This window comes from Methylobacterium soli, assembly GCF_008806385.1.
Lineage (GTDB): Bacteria > Pseudomonadota > Alphaproteobacteria > Rhizobiales > Beijerinckiaceae > Methylobacterium > Methylobacterium soli.
Genome location: NZ_VZZK01000013.1, coordinates 85250 through 105352, shown reverse-complemented (window position 1 = coordinate 105352; position 20103 = coordinate 85250). Strand labels below are relative to the sequence as shown.

At 69.1% G+C, this 20103-nt stretch carries 17 protein-coding genes and 1 pseudogene; 7 read left to right on the top strand and 11 right to left on the bottom strand.

The annotated features are described in order from the left end of the window. Positions 1 to 314: 314 nt before the first annotated feature. The 3 genes from F6X53_RS14350 (at position 315) to F6X53_RS14340 (ending at position 4033) form a co-directional block, all read left to right on the top strand. Entirely contained in the window at positions 315 to 1463 is a 1149-nt protein-coding gene (locus F6X53_RS14350) for a GNAT family N-acetyltransferase (RefSeq protein WP_151000886.1), read from the top strand. A 100-nt stretch (positions 1464 to 1563) separates the two neighbouring features. Beyond that, positions 1564 to 2445, top strand: coding sequence for a cupin-like domain-containing protein (locus F6X53_RS14345; RefSeq protein ID WP_151000885.1), 882 nt, complete (start codon positions 1564 to 1566; stop codon positions 2443 to 2445). Positions 2446 to 2518: 73 nt separating this feature from the next. Next, positions 2519 to 4033: a lipopolysaccharide biosynthesis protein gene (locus F6X53_RS14340; RefSeq protein ID WP_191970833.1), complete on the top strand. Its 1515-nt coding sequence runs from the start codon at positions 2519 to 2521 to the stop codon at positions 4031 to 4033. A 91-nt stretch (positions 4034 to 4124) separates the two neighbouring features. Here the strand turns inward: F6X53_RS14340 and F6X53_RS14335 are convergent, their stop codons facing one another. The 4 genes from F6X53_RS14335 to F6X53_RS14320 all read right to left on the bottom strand — a co-directional run bounded on the left by F6X53_RS14335 (position 4125) and on the right by F6X53_RS14320 (position 9246). After that, complete coding sequence (locus F6X53_RS14335; protein WP_151000883.1) at positions 4125 to 5291, bottom strand: glycosyltransferase family 4 protein; 1167 nt, start codon at positions 5289 to 5291, stop codon at positions 4125 to 4127. Beyond that, positions 5288 to 6532 carry a glycosyltransferase family 4 protein gene (locus F6X53_RS14330; RefSeq protein ID WP_191970832.1) on the bottom strand — a complete coding sequence of 415 codons (1245 nt, stop codon included), beginning with the start codon at positions 6530 to 6532 and terminating at the stop codon, positions 5288 to 5290. The genes F6X53_RS14335 and F6X53_RS14330 overlap by 4 nt, the downstream gene beginning before the upstream one ends. Positions 6533 to 6851: 319 nt before the next feature. Then, entirely contained in the window at positions 6852 to 7877 is a 1026-nt protein-coding gene (locus F6X53_RS14325) for a glycosyltransferase family 2 protein (protein ID WP_191970831.1), read from the bottom strand. A gap of 241 nt (positions 7878 to 8118) precedes the next feature. After that, positions 8119 to 9246 (bottom strand): GNAT family N-acetyltransferase, encoded by a 1128-nt coding sequence (locus F6X53_RS14320; protein WP_151000881.1) that lies wholly within the window; start codon positions 9244 to 9246, stop codon positions 8119 to 8121. Positions 9247 to 9582: 336 nt separating this feature from the next. Here F6X53_RS14320 and F6X53_RS14315 point away from each other — a divergent pair, with 336 nt between their 5' ends. Then, a complete protein-coding gene (locus tag F6X53_RS14315) occupies positions 9583 to 10644 on the top strand; it encodes a polysaccharide deacetylase family protein (RefSeq protein ID WP_151000880.1) in 1062 nt (353 codons plus the stop codon). Then, positions 10641 to 11873 carry a glycoside hydrolase family 5 protein gene (locus F6X53_RS14310; protein ID WP_151000879.1) on the top strand — a complete coding sequence of 411 codons (1233 nt, stop codon included), beginning with the start codon at positions 10641 to 10643 and terminating at the stop codon, positions 11871 to 11873. Before F6X53_RS14315 ends, F6X53_RS14310 begins: the two co-directional genes overlap by 4 nt. A 149-nt stretch (positions 11874 to 12022) precedes the next feature. Here the strand turns inward: F6X53_RS14310 and hpxZ are convergent, their stop codons facing one another. Next, a complete protein-coding gene (hpxZ, locus tag F6X53_RS14305; protein WP_151000878.1) occupies positions 12023 to 12418 on the bottom strand; it encodes an oxalurate catabolism protein HpxZ in 396 nt (131 codons plus the stop codon). Between the two features lie 174 nt (positions 12419 to 12592). On the opposite strand from hpxZ, the pseudogene F6X53_RS14300 reads away from it, so the two are divergent. Beyond that, a pseudogene (locus tag F6X53_RS14300) lies at positions 12593 to 12841 on the top strand (oligopeptide/dipeptide ABC transporter ATP-binding protein); the annotation flags it as partial. Position 12842: 1 nt separating this feature from the next. On the opposite strand, the gene F6X53_RS14295 reads toward F6X53_RS14300, so the two are convergent. From F6X53_RS14295 to F6X53_RS14270, 6 genes are all read right to left on the bottom strand, one after another. Then, positions 12843 to 14471: an AMP-binding protein gene (locus F6X53_RS14295; protein ID WP_151000877.1), complete on the bottom strand. Its 1629-nt coding sequence runs from the start codon at positions 14469 to 14471 to the stop codon at positions 12843 to 12845. Between the two features lie 70 nt (positions 14472 to 14541). Beyond that, complete coding sequence (locus tag F6X53_RS14290; RefSeq protein ID WP_238297082.1) at positions 14542 to 14892, bottom strand: DUF6285 domain-containing protein; 351 nt, start codon at positions 14890 to 14892, stop codon at positions 14542 to 14544. Further along, on the bottom strand, positions 14880 to 15896 hold the full coding sequence (locus F6X53_RS14285) for a phosphotransferase family protein (RefSeq protein WP_151000876.1): 1017 nt from the start codon (positions 15894 to 15896) through the stop codon (positions 14880 to 14882). Before F6X53_RS14285 ends, F6X53_RS14290 begins: the two co-directional genes overlap by 13 nt. Positions 15897 to 15935: 39 nt before the next feature. Further along, positions 15936 to 16703, bottom strand: a complete 768-nt coding sequence (locus F6X53_RS14280) for an SDR family NAD(P)-dependent oxidoreductase (RefSeq protein WP_151000875.1) — start codon at positions 16701 to 16703, stop codon at positions 15936 to 15938. Between the two features lie 104 nt (positions 16704 to 16807). Beyond that, positions 16808 to 17989 carry a beta-ketothiolase BktB gene (bktB, locus tag F6X53_RS14275; RefSeq protein ID WP_151000874.1) on the bottom strand — a complete coding sequence of 394 codons (1182 nt, stop codon included), beginning with the start codon at positions 17987 to 17989 and terminating at the stop codon, positions 16808 to 16810. 37 nt (positions 17990 to 18026) lie between these two features. Further along, positions 18027 to 19253, bottom strand: coding sequence for an acyl-CoA dehydrogenase family protein (locus F6X53_RS14270; protein WP_151000873.1), 1227 nt, complete (start codon positions 19251 to 19253; stop codon positions 18027 to 18029). A 101-nt stretch (positions 19254 to 19354) separates the two neighbouring features. Here F6X53_RS14270 and F6X53_RS14265 point away from each other — a divergent pair, with 101 nt between their 5' ends. Next, on the top strand, positions 19355 to 20086 hold the full coding sequence (locus F6X53_RS14265; protein WP_151000872.1) for a TetR/AcrR family transcriptional regulator: 732 nt from the start codon (positions 19355 to 19357) through the stop codon (positions 20084 to 20086). Positions 20087 to 20103 lie beyond the last annotated feature (17 nt).

The window sequence follows — 20103 nt, the reverse complement described above, 5'->3', positions numbered from 1 at the left end:
CTCACATCGGCAACTCTCGCGAATGTGCCCGAGCCTCACCATCAGAACGTGCAGGCTGGGACTCGGCTCCCGAAAAATCGATGTGCACGGAGCACGAAAACTTCGGAACAAACACCCACCGGGATAGGCGGGAGCGCCATGTCGCGCCGGCTGTCGCACGGTTTTCGCGCAGCTTCGAAACGCGCGCTTAAGACAGGGCTGCTATGGCCCGCCGATCGAGTGAGACGGAATCGCAGCGTCATGACGCGGACGGCGGCACGGCCCGAGACGAGTCAGGCGGCGTGCCGGGCAACCAGCCGGGTCCGGGTCGCCCGATGAGCCTCCCCATCACGGCGGAGATCCTGAATCCGGCGGCCGCCTCCGCCCATGCCGAGGGCTGGCGCGCGCTCGCGGACCGCGCGCTCGAGCCCAATCCCTTCTTCGCACCGGAGGTGGCCCTCGCGGGTCTGCGCCACCTGCCCGAGGGGCGCGGCGGCGCCGTCGTGATGGCTTGGCGCGGGGATCAACGCCGCGAGGTCGCCGGAATCCTGCCGGTCATCGGGATCGGAAGGCGCTATCTCGTGCCGCTGCCTGCGCGGCAATCGGGGGCGTTCTACGGCACCCTCAGCACCCCGCTGCTCGATCCGGACCAGCCCGAGCCGGTCCTCGCCGCGATGCTGGCGGCGCTGGGCCGGGCCGGAACCCAGGCCCTGCACTTCCCCTATCTTCACGAGGGCGGCCCGGTCGACCGCGCGCTCGGGCGGCTGATCGCAGGGAACGGCCTCGGCCGGGCGCGGATCGACGGCTTCGGCCGCGCCTTCCTTCACAGTCCCCTGCCCGGTTCGGACTACATGCGGGCCACGCTGGAGACCCGGCGCCGCAAGGAGGCCGACCGCCAGCGGCGGCGCCTCGCCGAGATGGGCGCCCTCGCCTTCCGGGTCGCCAGAGGACCGCAGGACATTCCCGGCGCCGTCGAGATCTTCCTCGACCTCGAGGCCGCGGGCTGGAAGGGCCGGCAGGGCACCGACCTCAGGACGGCTCCGGGCGCCGCCGCCTTTCTGCGCGAGGCCGCAGCAGACCTCGCCCTCCGGGACGCCATCCGGATCGCGATCCTGAGCCTTGATGCGCGCCCCATCGCGGCGGGCCTCGTCCTGACGGCGCAGGACCGCGCCTATTATGCCAAGACCTGCTACGCCGAGGATCTCGGGCGGTTCTCGCCGGGCTTCCTCCTGACCCTCGATCTCACCGCCCATCTCCTCGACGATCCGGCACTCGCGAGCGCCGATTCCATCGCGATCGCCGATCATCCGATGATCGACCGCCTGTGGGTTGAGCGGTTCCCGGTCGCCTCGGTGCTGGTCCAGACCGGACCGGCCTTCCGCCTCGTGGCGGGCGCCGAGCGCGTGCGGGAACTGGCCCGCCGCAGCACGCGCCGGGCCCGGAATCGGCTCGAGGCGTGGCAAGCTGCGCGAAGTAAAGGTTAAAACCCGATAACCTCACACAAGTTTGGGAGGGCTGTTGTTCGCGGGTTCGAGGAAAGCTAGGTCTTCCCGCATGATTCCAGGATTCCAAGGACCCGCGGCCATGGCAAACCAGATCAATGTCGCGAAGCAGGATCTGTCCGATTTTCCAAAGTTGCCGTTCGGGATCCGGCACAACCTGATGGACAATCCCCTCCTCTCGCTGGATCGTCTCGTGGCGCTGGCCGCTAGCATGCCGCGCGACAGCATCGAGTATAATTCCGGCAAGGTCGCCATCGACCAGAACCCCGAGACCGTTCCGCTGGTCGAGATGGATCCCGTCGAGGTGGTCAGGCGGATCCGCGAGGCGAATGCCTGGCTCGTGCTGAAGCGGGTCGAGCGCGACCCGGCCTATGCTGCGCTCCTCAAGGAAGTGCTTGACGGCTTCGCGCGCGACCTCGGACATGCCGACGCGGCCGCCGCCGGCTTCACCAGCATCGAGGGCTTCGTCTTCGTGTCCTCGCCCAATGCGACGACGCCCTTCCACTCGGATCCGGAGGACAACTTCTTCGTCCAGATCCACGGCGAGAAGTTCTTCCACATCATCGACAATCAGGACGGCGCCGTGGTCTCGGATGCCGACCTGGAATTCGCCCCGTCGGCACACCGGAACCTCTCCTACAAGCCGGAATTCGAGGCGCGGGCGCGGGTCTTCAGCATGGATGCGGGCGATGGCTGCTTCGTGCCCTACCAATGGCCGCACTGGGTCCGCACCGGCGCGAACTATTCCGTGTCGATGGCGATCACCTGGAAATCGACCGAGGTGAAGCGCCGGAACCGGCTGCTCTTCGTCAACGCTCTGCTGCGCAAGGCGGGCCTGCCGCAACCCAGCCCCGGGCGGCGGCCCGCCCTCGATGCGGTCAAGATCGCCGCCTATACAGGTCTGCGGGCGGCGCTCGAGCCGCTGCGCCGTGTGCAGGGTCTCCGGACGCAGCACGGCAAGTAAGCTCGATCCGGCGGATCGCGCGACGATAGCCGGCCCTCGCGGCGTCGGCGGGATCAGGAAGCCGGATGGTGCGATGGTGAAGGGTCTGACCGGGGCGGGTAAGCCCGGCGCTGGCGGGCGGCCGACGGCGCCCTGGCGTCAACGGCTCGGCCGTGTGTTCGGCGGTTCGGGGATCGGGGCCTATCTGCGCGTCGTGGCCGTCGGTTCCGGCGCGCGGATGTTCGGCCTCGCGTCGCAATTCGTCGTCCTGATCCTGCTGAGCCGCGTCCTGTCGAAGGCGGCCTTCGGCGAGATGATGATCGCGTTCGGAATCTATCGCGTCATCGGCACGGCTCTGGGCGTCGGCGGATCCCTCGTCCTGCTGTTCCACATTTCGCGCCACCCCGACGATCGGGCTGCCGAGGTGCGCCTGCACCGTTCCAGCGCCCTGCTGGCGGGCGCGGCGTCCTGCATCCTCGCTCTGGCCGGGGCCCTCGGCTCGGGATGGATCGCCGCGGCCCTGAACAAGCCGGCGCTCGCGGAATGGATGGTCCTGCTCGCCCCCTTCGCGGTCTTCAGCACCTTGCTGGTCGTGGCGACCGGCGCGCTCGAAGGGCGGTCCCGCGTCTCGGAATCGATCCTGATCGGCGAGGTGGCACCGAGCGCCGCCCGCATCGTGCTCCTGCCGCTCGCGGCCTTGCTGGCGCTGCCCGAGAGTGCGGTGGCCCATGTGCTCACCCTCTCCGTCATGGTCCCCTGGCTCTGGGCCTCGCGCCGCATTTGGGCCCGGGACGTGCCGGGGCTGCGCGCCTGGACGGCATGGGATTATCAGTACTGCGCGAAGTTCGTCGGAGCGACGCTCTTCGCCAACCAGCTCGGGGCGATCGACCTCGTCGTCGCCGGCGCTCTGTTCCCGTCCGCGATCGTGGCCGATTACGCGGTCGCGTCGCGGATCGCGGCCCTCTACGCCTTCTTCCAGCTGATCCTGCTCAAGCGCTTCGCGCCCCGTGCCGGTCATCTGCTGCAGGTGAAGGACGAGGCGGCCCTCCGGAGCGACACCGCCCTGTGCCGCAGACTCACCATCGGCTGCACGGCCCTGACCATCGCGGGCATTCTCCTCGTCGCGCCCTATGTCCTGCCGCTCTTCGGCGGCTACGGCGGGGCCATGACCTTCCTGGTCTGGCTCGCCGTGCCCTCCTTCGTCACCTCGTTCTACGCGACCTCGGACCGGCTGCTCGTCATCGCCGGCAAGGCCGACATTCTCCTCGCCCTCACGGTGTCGTCGTTCCTGCTGCTGGCCCTCTCCCCGCACGTGACGGCGCCGTGGCTCGGCTCGGCCGCGATCCCGGCGGCCATGATCCTGTCGGCGCTGCTGTTGAACCCGATCGTGGCGGTCTACGCGCGGCGCCTCTACGGCATCGTGACGATCCGGGCGAGCGATGTGGCGATCATCGCACTCGTGTGCGCCACGCTCGTCTACCACGCGCGCACGACTTCCCTGGCCTCGACGCTCGCGGTCTGCCTCGTGCTCGGCAGCGTCGGCGCGACCTTCCTGGTGTCGGCGAGCGGGTCCGGATGGCGGCTCGGGCAGCGGCTCCGGCGAGCCTGAGCCGAACCTCCGCTCTCAACCCGGTTCACCAGCGGGCGGACCGCGCCGCATCACCGGGGACGGCCCGGATCGGGGCCGCGAAAAATCGCCCTCAGCGGCCCGATAGGGCGTCCCGGTAGAGCTGGAGCGTGCGGCGCGCGATCGCGGTCCAATCGTGCGCCTCGGCGATGCGTGCGCGGTCGGCCGCGTCGATGCCCTCGGCCGCGCGGCCCGATGCCGCCGCCTCGAACGCCCCGGCGAGGTCCGCGACATCCCCGACGGCGACGAAACGCGTCCCCGAAGGGGCGATTTCCCGGTGGGCCGGAATATCGCTGAGGATCAGCGGGCAGCCGTAGCTGAGCGCCTCCAGCACGGCGATCGGCTGGCCCTCCATGCTCGAGACCATGGTGAATGCGCCGGCCTGACTGAACAGGGCGGCGAGGTTGCTGCCGGTCTGGTGTCCGAGCAGGACGACCCCCTCCGCGGCCTGCGCCGCCTCCGTGACGGAGCGGGCGTAGGCGTCCTGGTAATCGGCGCTCCCCACGATGGCGAGGGTCCATCCGCGCGCGCGCGCCGCGCCCATCGCGGCGATCAGGTCGAGCTGGCGCTTGACCGGGTCGATGCGCGCCACGGTCAGGATGTAGCGGCCCGGCGTGAGGCCGAAGCTGTTGAGGATTACCGTGCCGGGCTGAATGTTCGGCATCGGGATGCCGTTCGGGATCACCTCGACGGGGACCTGGTAACGGCCGCGGACGCGCTCGGCGAGATAGCGCGAGACCACGATGCGCCGATGCGCCAATCGCATTCCGGCCGTCTCGCCGAGGCGCAGGAGCCAGCGCGCGAAGCGGCCCCATTTCTCGTGCTCGTAATTCAGGCTGTGATGCGTCACCACGACCCGCAATCCGAGCAGGCGCCCGATCGGCGTGAACAGGGCCGGTCCGATCCCGTGGATATGCAGGATGTCCGGGCGCGTTACCCCGGCCCGCAGCACGCCGACGAGGGTGTGGAAGAAGGCCTCGACGCCGGTCGCGCGCGGCGCCCAGAGGCGAGCGAGCCGGACGCCCTGCCAGATGCGACCGACATCCTCCGCCATGTAGGAGGAGCGGACGATGACCTCCACCTCGCAGCCGATCTCGACGAGGCGCGTGGCGAGATTCTCGACATGGTTCTCGATCCCGCCCTGCACTTTAGGGAAGCCGCGCAGGCCCAGCATCGTCACCCGCAGGATCGGCCGCGCCGGCTCCACGGCGGTGGCCTGGGCCGGCATCACTTCCATCATGCCGCGGCTCCTGGATTCAGCGTGGAATAGAGGGCGACGAGGCGGTCGCGATAGGCAGACGCCGTGAAGTCGCGCTCGACCCAGGCGCGGCCGGCGGCCCCCATGGCGGCGAGCCGGGAATCCGGAAGGTCGGCAAAGCGTGCCAGCTCGTCCGCGAGAGCATCGACATCGCCCGAGGGCACCAGGTGGCCGGTCTCGCCCTCGCGCACGAGTTCGGGGATGCCGGCGATCCGCGCGCCGATGACCGCCCGGCCGGCGGCGTAAGCCTCCAGCACCGCGAGCGGCGCGTTCTCGTTGCATTCCGAAGGAGCCACGACCGCGCGTGCCGTCTGCAGCACCTGCGCGAGTTCCTGCTTGCCGACATGGCCGAGAAAGCGCACGTCGGCGCCGAGCCGGTCGGTGAGGTCGCGCAGACGTGCCTCGTCCGGTCCGCGCCCGGCAAGGGTCAGGGGCTGGCCGGCCCGGGCCGCCGCCCGCACCAGGGTCTCCACGCCCTTGAGGCGGTCGAGACGGCCGCAATAGACGAAGCGCGTGCCGACCGGCTCATCCGGCCGGAAACGGTCGATATCGACGAAGTTCGGCACGTGCACGAAGCGCTCGCGCGGCCAGCCCCACGCGACCAGCGTCTCCAGCACGAAGCGGCTCGGCACCACGAAGCGCGCGATATTGGCCTCGTAGAGCTTGAGCCAGCGATGGATGTAGCTCTCCACCATCACGAGGCCGGACAGGGCGAGCGACCCCTTGATGCAGCGGTGGCGGGCGACGTTGTAGAGGCGCCCGCCCTTGCAGCTGTCGCAAGCCTGGCCGTCCCGCATCATGGTGTAGGCGGGGCAGCCGAGTTTGAGATCGTGCACCGTCATCACGGTCGGCACGCCGCGTTCGCGCAGCAGCGGCAGCACCGAGGGCGAGAGGTGATGGTAGATGTTGTGCGCGTGCGCGATCGTCGGCCGGGACCGGTCGAGGAGCGTCTTCAACTTGCTGCGGGCCTGATGCGAGTAGATCACCCGCTGGGCGTTCAGGAGCTTGCGCGGCAGGCTGTAGTCGCGGCCGAACTCGATCTCGTCGGGGAAGTAGGTCTCGTAACGGGTCGGGAGGTTGTCGGCGTGTCGCATCGCGAACGGCACGACATCCCAGCCGATGCCCTCGAACAAGCGGTTCTGCTCGAGGAACAGCACTTCGGCGCCGCCGCGCGGATAATAGTAGTTGTTGATCGAGAGCAGTCGGTTCTGATCCGGCGACATCAGCGGTGCCAATCCCCAAGCGCGTGCGCGCGCAGGCCTGCGCGGGCGCCGACCGCCACCGCCGGAACCTCGGATCGAGGAGACGATCCGATGCATGGCCTCGCGCCCAGCCTCATTTTGTTCCTTTGGAAGTTCTTCTGTGCCATCGAGGGACACTTGATACCACGATGACTTGTAAAGGATCTTCTATTTCCGAGACCTAAGCCGGATTTTCCACGAGTAAACGGCGATCGAGACCCACCAGCTGCCTGTTCACGCAAATTTCAATACGCACCGAGGTTGGAAAACTCTTTTGCAATCCCGGCCCGCCGCCGCGTTTCTAAGCTGCCGCCTGACCCGGACTGACATCGGCAACCACGTGACTGTCGATCCATGCATCCGGTCGAATCCGGGACCGGAGCAGGCCGAACCAGAAGCCGACCGCGTAGAGATTCCAGGCCGAGACCGCGTAGAGGGCATATCGCCCGGAGCGCCACTTCAGGCTCATCGCGGCAAACGGGAAGGCCAGGAGGACGAGCAGCGCCGCCGGCATCGTCCAGCCCCGCAGGAGGAACGGCGTCGCCAGCATCGACAGCCACCAGAGATGGATGATGGCGCAGAGCAGGAAGGCGTTGTTGTTGCGGAAGATCAGCGGGAAGTGCGGGCGTCCGAACGCGGCCCGGAAGGCTTCTCCGGCGGCAAACGCCGTCTTGTTCTGGAAGCGGCGGGCGAGGAGGCGGAAGTCGCCGTCCGAATGCCCGTGATGGTCGATCGCGAGGCTGTCCACGCGTGCCAGCGACCAGCCCGCCGCATGCAGGCGGCAGCCGAGATCGAGCTCTTCGCCGCCATGCAGGTTGCGGTCGGTGAAGTAGCCGATCTGCTCGATCGCCTCGCGGCGGTAGAGGCCGCCGCAATCGAGGCGGCTGACGGGGCCCGGCTGCCGGTCCGGCTCGGCCCGCCGCTCGCGCGCCTCGAACTCGATGTTGCTCGTATCCTGCTCGCGGATCAGTCCGCCGACCCCGGCGAGCTTCGGGTCCCTCGCGAGGTGTTCGAGGGCGGTCGTGATGAAGCCTCGGTGCAGTTTCATGTCACCGTCGATCAGGCAGATGAACTGCCCGCGGCTGTGCTGATAGCCGAGTTGCGCGCCCGCGCCGCAGGATCGGTCGGCGATCTTCTCAAGCGTGACGATGCGGATCGGATACCGGCGCGCGATCTCCAGCGTGCGGTCCGTCGAGGCGCTGTCGGCGAGGATTACCTCACCGTCAAGCCCCTCCAGAGCTTGGAGCGCGCTCTCGATCGCACCCGCGATGCGGTGCTCCTCGTTGAGCGCCTTGATGATGATGCTGATGCTCGGCTGTTCTGGCACGATCTCGAGAACCTGAGGATCTGTCGGTGTTTCAGGGCGGCACGGAGTTCCCGTTTCCGGACATCGAACCCGATCAGGGTCTCTGCCGTGTGTCGGATCGGAACGGAAACCCCCTTCTGCCGGGCGAAACCGCAATCCCGGCGCCAACCTCAGCGTGTACCAGGCAAGAACGCACCTGATACGACGCGACAGGACTCGGCACCGCGCTCCGCGGTCTTCGCATGTGCGATACGTCGGAAGGTCACGATCGGTTTCTCAGGCGATGCGCGAGCGCGGTGACGGCACGCACGCTCCGGCGCAGACCCGGCCAATCCTTGACGCGCGCGCGCAGATGCCAGAACGCCATGACGGCATGTCCGCGAAGGGAGCGGGCGGCCTGATAGCGGTAGAGCGGAAGGGTGTGGTCCGCCCAACTCGCCTTGTAGCCCTCCTCACCCACCGTGAGATCGAAAATCTTAAGGTCGCCGCGCCCGATGCACATCTGGATCACGCTCTCGATCAGCAGGCGGCCGACCGACAGCTTGCTCCAGTCGGTCCGATAGCTCGTGATCAGGAAGGCGTAGCGGCCGCGGAAGATCACGCCCCAGAGGCCGGCGACGAGGTCGTCGCCGACCCAGAGGCCGGCGGTACTCACGCTGCCCTCGCGGAGCGTGGTCTGGGTCATGCGCTCGTAGAAGGCCCGCGTGTCCGCCCGCGCGAAGGTGTTCGCGACACCCGCGGCCTGCTGCCAGCGCGACTTCTGATCGATGAGGAACCGGATGATGGCGAGGCGCTCCGGCCCCTCCTCCGGGAAGGCAATGCGGACCTGTCCCTCCTTCTCCAAGCGCCGGCGGTACTGCTTGTTCTTGCGGAAGAACACCTCGCTTCGTGCCGCCGCGAAGGCCTCGAAATCCGCGGGCAGATGCGCGCCGTAGGCCTTCGTCTCCTGCGCCGCGCCGGCCAGGGCCGCGAGCGGGTTCTGCACATGGTCGAGGCTGAGCGGCATCCGCGTCAGGCGAACCAGATCGACGCGCGGCAGCCGAGCCAGGATCTCGGCCCAGAGGCGTTGGATGTCGGTCGGCCCGATCGCGTGCGCGGGATTCACCAGGGGCAGATTGTAGTCGGTGAGGTCACCGCCGAGGAATTCGAGGCTCAGCCCATAGGCCCGCGCGTGGATCGCCAGCGGAATGAGGAGCAGCGTGGTGTCGTCCCGCGCCGCGACGTGGACGATGTAGGCGCGCGCGCGTTCCGCCGTCCCGATCGTGTCGAACCAGGCCGAGAGCCACTCGTAAGTCTGGAACGCGCTGGCGCCGCAATGCGCCGTGGCCTCGCGCCAGACCGCCTCGCTGGCCGGCAGGTCCGGAAGGATGCTGAGACGCGCTCCGGCCAAACCGGAGGCTGTCCAGGCTCCGGGATCGTCGCGGAGGGCAAAAGTCTGCGCAGAATCAGTGGTGGCTTGCCGATCGGACCGTGACGGCCTTCCTCCGACCAAAGGAGAAGAATCAGCTCGATCTTCGATCACAGATTGAATCCGTCCATAGGCGCTGCACCTTTACCCTGTTGGAATGAAGACTTAGTGTTTCGGGATCGGGCCGTGTAAATTCACAGGATGAAGTAGACGCTTTCGATCGTTTGCGTCGGAGACAAGTTCGGCTGAACCGAACATCCTTAACAATCCGGCCTCAGCCGGCGCTCTCCGACCGCGAGGGCATGGGGAACGACCGTGATGGACGTGCGCAGCCTGCTGAAAACCGGTATTCCGATCATCGCGCATCGGAGCGGTCTGGCGCGCGCCCTGTCGCAACGTTACGGCGGGGCCGGGACGATCTTCATGCTCCACTCGGTGGTGGCGGATGGAAGCTTTCACCCCGATGCCGGCATGCGCTGCCCCGCCTCGCGGCTCGATCACGCATTATCGGTCCTGCGCGGCTTCGGCGTCGACTTCGTCAGCCTGGACGAGGCCGTGCGACGCCTTCGGTCGGGCGCGCCTGGGCGCTTTGCCGCCTTCACCTTCGATGATGGTTTCTCGGACAATCTCACGCAGGCCCTGCCGGTGATGGAGCGCCACGGCGCGCCCTTCACAGTCTATGTCGCCACCGGCATGGTTACGGGCGAGATCGACGCCTGGTGGCTGGGCCTTGCTGAGATGATCCGCCACCGCGACACGATCGTGATACCGGGGCTGGAGCGGCGCTTTTCCTGTCCGACCCCCGCCGCGAAAATCGCGGCCTTCCTCCAGATCGAGCGCCTCGTGCACGGCGACTACGCGATCCTGCCTGCCATCAAGGCCCTCGTCACGGAAGCCGGCATCGACATTGCCGCCCTGGCTCGCCGGGAGGGCCTCACGCGCGACGAGATCCGCCACCTGGCACGGCACCCGCTCGTGACGATCGGAGCGCATGGCACGACCCACATCAATCTCGCCCACGCCACCGAGGAGACGGCCCGCCGCGAGATGGCCGAGAACCGCCGCTTCCTGGAGCGGGCGACCGATCGGCCGGTGCTGCATTTCGCCTATCCCTTCGGCAATCCACGTGCCTGCGGCACCCGGGAGGCACGGCTCGCGCGCGAGGTCGGATTCGAGACCGCCGTGACGACGCGGCACGGCACCCTCTTCACGGATCACCTCGATCACCTTCACGCCCTTCCCCGGGAAACCCTCACGGCGACCGACACACCCTCGACGCTGTCCTGCAAGGTCGGGGGCTTCTATCGCGCCGTGCACACCAAGTTCGGGCAACCGGTTTCCCATATGGCGAGCGGTCACGACGCGCATCCCTCCCGATGACGCGGCGTCTCCTGCGCCTCTGGATCGGGGCATGGATTCTCGGCGCAGCGGCTGTCGCGGCCGAGCCCGTGCCGTTCCATCGCGGCATCGGCATCTCGCACATGCTCGCCTGGGCGAGTGTCGAGCCGAACCGGGCCTTCACCTTCCCGCCCTTCGCTGGCGACGACCGGACGATGCCACCGGCCGAGATGCGCCGGCTGAAGGAGGCGGGACTCGATTTCGTGCGCCTCGCGGTCGATCCCGGCCCCTTTCTCCAATTCACCGGCTGGAAGCGGGATTGGGCGGATCAATTCCTCGTGGACACGGTCCAGGGCTTTCTCGCCGCAGGCCTCGCGGTGGTGATCGATCTGCATCCGAGCGATCTTCATCCCGCCTACGAATCCAAGGACCTGACCGCGGGCCTGCGGAGCCCCGGCTTTCAGGGCTATCTCGGCCTCGTCGCGCGCGTCGCCGGCCTGCTCTCGGGGATCGGCTCGCCGCGGGTGGCCTTCGAGCTCATGAACGAACCGACGATCGCGCCAGCGGCCTGGCAGCCGATGCTGGAGGCGGCCTACCGGGCGGCGCGGAGCCGGGCCCCGCGCCTGACGCTGGTTCTCGGCGGCGGCAACCAGAACGCGCTCGCGGGTCTGACCGAGATGGACACGAAGCCCTTCACCGGCGATCCGGCCGTCATCTACACGTTTCACGACTATGACCCGTACCAGTACACGCATCAGGGTGCGTCCTGGAATGCGGCCGCAAACCTCGCGGACGTGCCCTATCCGGCACGGGCCCGGCCACCGGGCGAGAGCCTGGAGGCGACGCGTCGGAGCATCGCGCGCTCGGACATCAAGGCCGAGGGAAAGCCGGCCGCCATCGCGAGCGCGGTTCGCCAGCTCGAGAGCTACCAGCGTTCAGGGTTCGATCGCCCGGATCTCGCCAGGTCCTTCGATGCGGTGAGCGGCTGGGCCCGCAGCCGGAACATCCCGCCGGACCGGATCCTGCTCGGCGAGTTCGGCGCCCGCCTCACGCCGTTCAGCGGCGGGGCGGCGCAGCAGGCCGAGCGGGAGCGCTATTTCCGCGACATGCGCGAGCTCGCAGAAGCGAACGGCTTCGCGTGGTCCGCCTTCGCCTACCGCGGACTCGGCGGTTTCGCGCTGGCCCGCGACGAGGTCGGACCGGGGCTCGATCCGACCGTGGCCCGTGCGCTCGGTCTCCGCCAGATCGAGGCCGCTCCGCAGCGCCCGTGAGCCCGAAGGCGGCCGGTCGGCGCCGCTCGCCGGGACCCGGCAGAAGCCATCGGGCGAGAGGATGCGGGCATGACGGAGGCCCGCCCCGATCTGAAGCCCGAGGCCGGTCGCGAGATCCTGACTAATGCCCAGGCGGGACGCGCCGCAAATCAGCCCATCGTCGCCGTGTCGTCGACGATGCTGACATGGGCGGCGACGACCTTCCATCCGTCCGGAAAGCGGATCCAGGTCTGGCTCTGACGCCCGATGCGGCCGGGAGCCCCAACCCGCGTGAAGAGCGTCATCGCGGTCGCCATGTCGTGGCCGAAGGTCGTGATGACGGTGCGGTCGAGCTGCCGGTCCAGCCCCTTCGGCGACCGGCTGCGCCGGAACTGGCGGATCGCCTCCATGCCGTAGAGGTTCTCGCCGGCGCCGAAACGGATCGTGCGGGGATCGTCGTGGAAGAGGGCTTCGAGGGTGGTGACGTCGTTCGTCACGAGGGCCTGCTCGTAGGCCTGAAACGCGGCCTCGACTTCGGCCTTCACCGTGGGCTCGTCGATCTGCATGGAAATCCTCTGAGGTCTTGCGGGTCTGGGGCCATTTTCCAGCGGGAATCGCGCCGCGACGGTTGCAAAGCCGTGAAGCCGGTCGCGGCGTCGAATCCCACGCGCGGCGGTCGGCGACGGGGGCGGCCGCCCTGCAGGGGAAAACCCTGTGGCGGCGATCATTTGCGCCCCTGCGACCCACACCATCCCTCCACGATCGGCCTCCTGCGCAGCCGCGCGGACGGCACGCTCGCCAAGGGCGCGCGGTTGGACACTATCCCGGGTAGCCCGCCCGATCTCACCAACCGGCCGCCGGGCTGCGCCTTCGCGCCGCGCTGCGTCTTGGCCGAGGACAGGTGCCGCCGGGAGGAGCCGCCGCTCGCCGCTGCAGCCGGGCCGGACCATCAGGCGCCTGCCGGCGCTCGGTGGCAACCGAGCCCATGATCTAGATCGCCTGCGCCTGCGCGCGCAGGACGAATTTCTGGATCTTGCCGGTGGCGGTCTTCGGCAGCGGCCCGAACACGATCGTCTTCGGCACCTTGAACCGCGCGAGGTGCTCGCGGCAGAAGGCGACGAGCTCGGTCTCGGTCGCGCCCGGGCCGTCCGGCCGCAGCTCGATGAAGGCGCAGGGCGTCTCGCCCCAGGTCGCGTCGGGGCGGGCCACCACCGCCGCGAGCATCACGGCGGGGTGGCGCGAGAGCACCTCCTCGACCTCCAGGCTCGAGATGTTCTCGCCGCCCGAGATGATGATGTCCTTGGCGCGATCCTTGATCTCGACGGTCCCGTCGGGATGCCAGACCGCGAGATCCCCCGAGTGATACCAGCCGCCCGCGAGGGTGCGGCCGGTGGCATCCGGGTTCTTGAGGTAGCCCTTCATCACGGTGTTGCCGCGCATCGCGATCTCCCCGATCGTCCGCCCGTCCCGCGGGATCGGCGCCCGGGTCGCGGGATCCATCACCATCAGGTCCTCGACGGTGGTCAGGGCGACGCCTTGTCGGGCCATCCGCCCGTAGCGCTCCGCCTCCGTCAGATCGTCCGCGCCCTTCACGCAGGCGGTGCCCGGACCGTAGGTCTCGGTCGCCCCGTAGAGATGCGTCACCGCAAATCCCATCGCCTCCATGGCCCGGAGGATCGTCGAAGTCGGAGCAGCGCCGCCCGTGGCGCAGCGGACCGTCTGCCGGAAGGGCACCCGGTCCTCCGGCGGGGCGTGAACCAGCATCGAGAGCAGGATCGGCGCGCCGCAGAGATGCGTGACGCCGTGCTCGGCGATGAGGCGGAAGATCCGGGCCGGCTCGACCTTGCGCAGGCAGACCTGCGTGCCACCCGCCGCCACGATCGCCCAAGGGTAGGACCAGCCGCTGCAATGGAACATCGGCAGCGTCCAGAGATAGACGCTGTCCTGGCTCACCCCGAAGGTGACGGCGTTGCCGAGCGCCTGGAGATAGGCGCCGCGATGGCTGTAGACGGCGCCCTTCGGGTCGCCCGTGGTCCCCGAGGTGTAGAGGAGGCAGAGCGACTGCCACTCGTCATCGGGCCCCGGCCACGCATAATCCGGGTCGCCCTCGCTCAGGAAGGTCTCGTAATCGACGGCACCCGGTATGGCGGTCGCGGCGCTGGGGGCGGGCACGTCGATCATCAGAGGCGGCTCGTCCAGGAGTGCCACCACCTGGGCGACCAGGGGCGCATGATCCCGGTCGACGATCAGGACCTTGGCCTCGCCGTGGCGCAGGGAGAAGGCGAGCGTCGCCGCATCGAGGCGCGTGTTGAGGGGATTGAGCACGCCGCCGAGCATCGGCACGGCGAAATGCGCCTCGATCATCTCCGGGATGTTGGAGGCGAGAATCGCAACCGTGTCGAGTCGCCCGACGCCGCGCCGGCCGAGCGCCGAGGCGAGGCGGCGGCAGCGCCGGTAGAGATCCGCATAGGTGATGCGGCGCTCGCCGTCGATGATGGCGAGGCTCGCTCCGAAGCTGCCGGCGGCGCGGGCGAGGAAGCTCACGGGCGTGAGCGGGGCGAAATTCGCGGCGCTCTTGTCGAGCCCGGTCTCGAAGGGGTGCCCTGTCAGGCCCGTCATGGCGCTTCCTCGTTCCCTCGCTCGCGTTCCCCGAGGCGCCCGTGTTCGTCCCGGGCTGCCGCATCTCTGCTCACCGCCCGGATGGCGGAGGTTTCCAGATGGCGGCGGCCATCTCGGCCGTGGCGATCAGGGCGGCGTGGAGATCCGCGTCTCCATCATGCGCACCGGCGCGGATGGCGGCCGCGAGATCCGCCACGGTGGCATCGGGGCCGGCGAGAGCGGCTGCGCGCTTCCAGGCATCCCCCATCGCGCTGCCATGCTCGATCTCGCGGGCGACGATCCCGATCGCATTCGCCACCATCGCGGCGAGATAGCGGGGCCGGCCCGTCAGCCCCGGCGCGATCTCCTTTGTGAGGACGTGCCGGGCGACGTCGAGAAGGGCGGCTCCGGAGGGTTCGTCCCGCATGGTCAGGCGCTCCATTGATCCGGGCTCGTCGCCCGCAAGACCGCAAGCTCCAATTCGGGGACCATGCGGCCGGTCAGCGCCAGTTCGAGGGACCATTCCGCGCCCGAGAGGTGCCGGTGGGCCTGTTCGAGGGCGATCGCGGCCCAGCGCAGATGGGCGACGATCTCCCAGTAGCGCACGGCGGCATCGTCGACGGGCGCGCCTCCCTCCGCTTCGTAGCCTCGGTAGAAGGCCGCGCGCGACGCGATCCCGCCGGCCTCGAGGGCCGGTCGCCCGAAGCGCCAGCAGGTCGCGCAGAACCAGCCGAGATCCGACATCGGGTCGCCCCAGCCGGCAAATTCCCAGTCGAGGATGGCGGTCAGGCCCCCGGCATCGACCATGTAGTTGCCGGTGCGGAAATCCCCGTGGGTCAGGGTTGCGGCGGCGCATTCCGGAGCGTGGCGTTCAGCCCAGCGCAAGCCCCATTCGAGCGCCGGGCGCGTGGCCGCGAGGGCATCGAGCTTGCCCCGGAGGGCCGCGATCACGGCGCGGGCGGGCATGGGATCGGGCTCACCCAAGAACGCCAGGCCGACTTGTGGCGGGCGGATGCGGTGGATCCGGGCGAGTTCCAGCCCGAGACGCTCGGCCAAACGCTCGCGGTCCCCGCCGAGGCTCAGGTCCTTGGCGACGCGGGGACCGAGACCGACGCCGTCCACGAGCCCCATCAGGGCGAAGGGCGCGCCGAGCACCTCCGCATCGTGACAGAACCCGACGGGTTCCGGCACGCAGACCCCGCCGCGATGCGCCGCCTGCAGGATCGCGAATTCTTCCGGCCGGCTGCGGCTCGACGCGATGGTCGCCGCCGCATCCTTGCGCAGCACGAAGCGGGCCGGCGCACCGTCGACGCTGCAATCGAGGCGCCAATTCTCCTGGATCGAGCCCCCGGCGAGCGGCTCGATCCCGGCGAGGACGACCTCGCGCGTGCCGAGCTGCCCGGCGATCCAGCTGCGCAGCGCCTCGCGACGGCCGTCATCGAGCATGGAACCCTCCTCCGGTGCGCGATCGGATCCCGTCTCGCATCACAGGCTCGAGACCAGGTGACCGCCGTCGATGGCGATCACGCTTCCGGTCATGTAGCTGCCGGCCTCCGAGGCGAGGAGCAGGAGGGCGCCGTCAAGCTCGCCGGCCTCGCCGAGGCGTCGTTGCGGCACGCGCTTGATCAGCGCCTGGCCGGCATCGGTCTCGAAGAAATCGCCGTTGAGCTCGGTCCGGATATAGCCGGGCGCGAGGGCGTTCACCCGGATCCCGTGGCGCGCCCATTCGAGCGCGAGGCTCTTGGTGAGCTGGACGACGCCGGCCTTCGACACCGCGTAGGGCGCGACCCCGCCCGCGACCCGAAGGCCCAGGATCGACGCGATGTTGATGATGCTGCCGCCGGACTGGGCGCGCACCATGCGCCGGGCGGTGGCCTGCGCCATAAGCCAGAGGCCCTTGAGGTTGGTATCGACGACGCGGTCCCAGGCCTCCTCGTCGAGATCGAGGGCGGCGCGCGTCACGGTCACGCCGGCATTGTTCACCAGGACCGCGATGGGGCCGAACCTGCCCTCGGCTTCGTCCAGCGCGGGCGCGATGGTGGCCGGCGCGGTGACATCCAGCACGAGGGCGCTCGCCCTGCCTCTGGCGGCCTCGATCTGCGCCACGGTCTCCGCAAGGGCGTCCGCTCGCCGCGCCGTCACCGAGACGCGCGCCCCGGCCTCGGCGAGGCGGCGCGCGAAGTGACGTCCGAGGCCACTTGAGGCGCCCGTGACGAGCACATGCCGATCCGCAAGATCGAACAATCCGGCCATCATTCCTCCAGGCGATGCCCGCGTCGAGCGGAGCACCGCGACTCCCTCGAGCCCTGCCCGGCCGCGCTCTTCCGGCGCGGTTCAGGCGGCCCAGATTGAACCGGTCAGGGCAGGCGCTCAAGCGCGAGCGCGATGCCCTGACCGCCGCCGATGCACATTGTCACGAGACCGTAGCGTCCCCCGCTGCGGGCCAATTCATGGAGCGCCTTCACGATCAGGATCGCCCCCGTGGCCCCGATCGGGTGGCCGAGCGCGATGGCGCCCCCATTCGGGTTCACGCGGGACGGGTCGAAGCCGAGATCGCGCACGACGGCGCAGGCCTGGGCGGCAAACGCTTCGTTCGACTCGATCACGTCGAAATCACCGATCCTCAGCCCGGAGCGCTCGCAGAGCCGGCGCACCGCCGGGACCGGACCGATACCCATCTCGGAGGGATCCACGCCCGCATGGGCATAGCCGACGATCCGGGCGAGCGGCGCCCGTCCGTCGCGCTCGGCCCGTTCGGCGCGCATCAGCACCAGGGCGGCCGCGCCGTCATTGAGCCCGGAGGCGTTGCCGGCCGTGACCGACCCGTCCCGGCGGAAGGCCGGCCGCAAGGACGCGAGGTCCTCGACGCGGGTCGCCTTGGGGTGCTCGTCCGTATCGAAGGTGAGGCTCTGGCGCTTCACCGTCACCTCGACCGGCAGGATCTGGTCCCGGAACCGGCCCGCCGCGATGGCGGCGCGGGCCCGGCTCTGGCTCTCGGCCGCGAGCGCGTCCTGGGCCTCCCGCGAGATGTCGTAGCGGGCGGCCACGTTCTCGGCGGTGATGCCCATATGGCCGTTGCCGAAGGGATCGGTGAGCACGCCAATCATGTAATCGACCGCGACCACGTCGCCCATGCGCTGGCCCGTCCGGGCGGTGGTGAGGATGTGGGGGGCGCGGCTCATGCTCTCGGCGCCGCCCGCGACCGCGATCTCGACATCCCCCAGCAGGATGGCCTGCGCGGCCGAGACCACGGCCTGGACGCCGCTTCCGCAGAGCCGATTGACCGTGAAAGCCGGGACCTCTGGCGGGATGCCGCCATCGATTGCCGCGACGCGGGACAGGTAGGCGTCGCGCGGCTCGGTCAGGATGACGTTGCCGAAGACCACGTGCCCGACATCGGCGCCTCGAACCTCCGCCCGTCGAAGGGCCTCGGCGACGCAGAGCGCCCCGAGGCGCGCGGGCGGCACCGAAGCCAGCGAGCCCCCGAAGGACCCGATGGCGGTGCGCACGCCCGCGGTGATCACGACGCTGTTCGGCATCTCTCTGGTCTCTCCCGCGTGATCGGACTCTGCGTGTCTAGGCGCCGTCCGCCGGTGCATCGCCGGACACGTTCCAGTGCCAGAATGCTCGGTCTTCCTTCTCGAGGGAGCGGTTCAGCACCATCTTGTGGACCTCGTCCGCCCCGTCCACGAGCCGCGCCTGACGGGCGTAGCGATAAATCCATTCCAGGACCGTGTCCTTCGAGTAGCCCCGGGCTCCGTTGATCTGAATCGCGACGTCGGCTGCGGCGTGCAGGAGGTTGGCAACGTGGATCTTCGCCATCGAGACTTCCTTGCGGGCGAATCCACCGCGATCGAGCTCCCAGGCCGCCTTCATGACGAGGAGACGGCCGACCTCGATGCGCATCGCGAGGTCGCCCAGCATCAGCTGGATGCTCTCGCGGTCGGCGAGGCGAACGCCGAAGCCCTGGCGTTCGGACGCGTAGGCCCGGGCGATCTCGACGCAGCGCTTCGACAGGCCGAGCCACCGCATGCAGTGGGTCAGGCGCGCCGGGCCGAGCCGGATCTGCGTGACCTTGAGGCCCGCGCCCTCCCCGATCAGAACATTGTCCTGTGGAATCTCCAGGCCGTCGAAGCGCAGCTCGCAATGACCGCCATGCTCTTCGGGTCCCATGATGGGAATGCGCCGCACGATCTCCCAGCTGGGCTGGTCCCGGTCGAACAGGAACGCCGTCAGCCCATTGCGCGGATCGTCCGACGTTCGGGCGACCAGGATGAAGTGGCCCGCATCCTCGGCCCCGGTGATGAACCATTTCTGGCCCGTCACCACGTAGCTCTCGCCCCGGCGCTGCGCCGTGGTGCGCATCATCGAGGGGTCGGAGCCGCCGCCCGGATGGGGCTCGGTCATGGCGAAGGCGGAGCGGAGCCGCCCGTCGACGATGGGCGCCAGCCAGCGCGCCTTCTGGGCCGGCGTGCCGACCGCCTCCAGGAGCATCATGTTGCCGTCATCGGGCGCGGCGGAGTTGAACACCACGGGGCCGAAGATCGAGCGGTTCATCTCCTCGTAGCAGGCTGCCATGCCGACCTTGTCGAGACCCGCTCCGCCGGTCTCAGGCTTGAGCTGAAGGCACCACAGGCCCTCGCCTCGCGCCTGCTCGCGCATGCGGGCGAGCGCGTCGAGGGCGATGTTCCCGTGCGGGTCATAGGCGGCCGGATCGCTTTCCAGGGGGATCAGCGCACGGTCGACGAAGGCGGCGATGCGCTGGCGGTAATCGTCGATGCGGGGGCTGATCGAGAAATCCATCCAGGGGCCTCGCGAAAAATCGAGCAAGCGCTCACTTTTTTTAGCGGCGCCGGCGCGGTTCGGCAATAGAGTCAGGCCGGGATGTGGCGGGGGCGACGGCAATGGGCCATGAACATCGCGGGCAGGCTGAGTTGATCGACGATGCGGAGGCGGGGCCGAGGCGGCTTGAGCGCGATCTCGCGGCGTTCGAGCCGATCTGCGCGCGCATCCTCGCGCGACACCGCGACGCGATCCGGGTCCAGAAGCCGCACGTCGCCACGGCCAACCTTGCCCGCATCATCGAGGCGGTGCTGCGGCTCTCGGCGCAGAAGGGCTTTCACGAGACCACCCTGCGAGACCTCGCCGAGGCATCGGGCCTCAGCATGGGCGGGCTGTATTCCTATTTCAGCAACAAGAACGCCCTGCTGGTCATGATCCTGACCGAGGTGGCGACGACCGCGGAAGCGACCCTCCGCGACGCGCCCGAGGCGCTGACGGCCGACCCCGTCCTGCACCTGCGCTGGCTCATCGCGGCGCATATCCGGCTGACAGAGCGCATGCAGCCCTGGTTCGTCTTCGCCTACATGGAGGCGAAGGGGTTTCCGGCGCCCGCCCGGCGGATCGCGACCGCGACCGAACTCGCCACGGAGCAGATCTTCGCGGACGTCCTGGCGGACGGCGCCGCGTCGGGACGCTTTCGCATCGACGACGTGCTGCTCACGGCGGCCCTGATCAAGCCGCTGCTTCAGGATTGGTACGTGAAGCGTGCCAAGTACCGGAAGCGCCGCATCTCAGCCGACGCCTATATCGCGGGCGTGACGGCCTTCATCGAGCGGTCGATCCTGACATCCTGAGCGCGCCCCGATCTCGG

What these genes read in the sequence shown, in the direction of transcription:
- F6X53_RS14340 (WP_191970833.1), top strand. Translation starts at nt 2,519, where the DNA reads ATGGTGAAGGGTCTGACCGGGGCGGGTAAGCCCGGCGCTGGCGGGCGG.
- F6X53_RS14290 (WP_238297082.1), bottom strand. Translation starts at nt 14,892, where the DNA reads ATGGAGCGCCTGACCATGCGGGACGAACCCTCCGGAGCCGCCCTTCTC.
- F6X53_RS14345 (WP_151000885.1), top strand. Translation starts at nt 1,564, where the DNA reads ATGGCAAACCAGATCAATGTCGCGAAGCAGGATCTGTCCGATTTTCCA.
- F6X53_RS14270 (WP_151000873.1), bottom strand. Translation starts at nt 19,253, where the DNA reads ATGGATTTCTCGATCAGCCCCCGCATCGACGATTACCGCCAGCGCATC.
- F6X53_RS14280 (WP_151000875.1), bottom strand. Translation starts at nt 16,703, where the DNA reads ATGGCCGGATTGTTCGATCTTGCGGATCGGCATGTGCTCGTCACGGGC.
- F6X53_RS14295 (WP_151000877.1), bottom strand. Translation starts at nt 14,471, where the DNA reads ATGACGGGCCTGACAGGGCACCCCTTCGAGACCGGGCTCGACAAGAGC.
- F6X53_RS14285 (WP_151000876.1), bottom strand. Translation starts at nt 15,896, where the DNA reads ATGCTCGATGACGGCCGTCGCGAGGCGCTGCGCAGCTGGATCGCCGGG.
- F6X53_RS14315 (WP_151000880.1), top strand. Translation starts at nt 9,583, where the DNA reads ATGGACGTGCGCAGCCTGCTGAAAACCGGTATTCCGATCATCGCGCAT.
- F6X53_RS14265 (WP_151000872.1), top strand. Translation starts at nt 19,355, where the DNA reads ATGGGCCATGAACATCGCGGGCAGGCTGAGTTGATCGACGATGCGGAG.
- hpxZ (WP_151000878.1), bottom strand. Translation starts at nt 12,418, where the DNA reads ATGCAGATCGACGAGCCCACGGTGAAGGCCGAAGTCGAGGCCGCGTTT.
- F6X53_RS14310 (WP_151000879.1), top strand. Translation starts at nt 10,641, where the DNA reads ATGACGCGGCGTCTCCTGCGCCTCTGGATCGGGGCATGGATTCTCGGC.
- F6X53_RS14335 (WP_151000883.1), bottom strand. Translation starts at nt 5,291, where the DNA reads ATGATGGAAGTGATGCCGGCCCAGGCCACCGCCGTGGAGCCGGCGCGG.
- bktB (WP_151000874.1), bottom strand. Translation starts at nt 17,989, where the DNA reads ATGCCGAACAGCGTCGTGATCACCGCGGGCGTGCGCACCGCCATCGGG.
- F6X53_RS14350 (WP_151000886.1), top strand. Translation starts at nt 315, where the DNA reads ATGAGCCTCCCCATCACGGCGGAGATCCTGAATCCGGCGGCCGCCTCC.
- F6X53_RS14330 (WP_191970832.1), bottom strand. Translation starts at nt 6,532, where the DNA reads ATGTCGCCGGATCAGAACCGACTGCTCTCGATCAACAACTACTATTAT.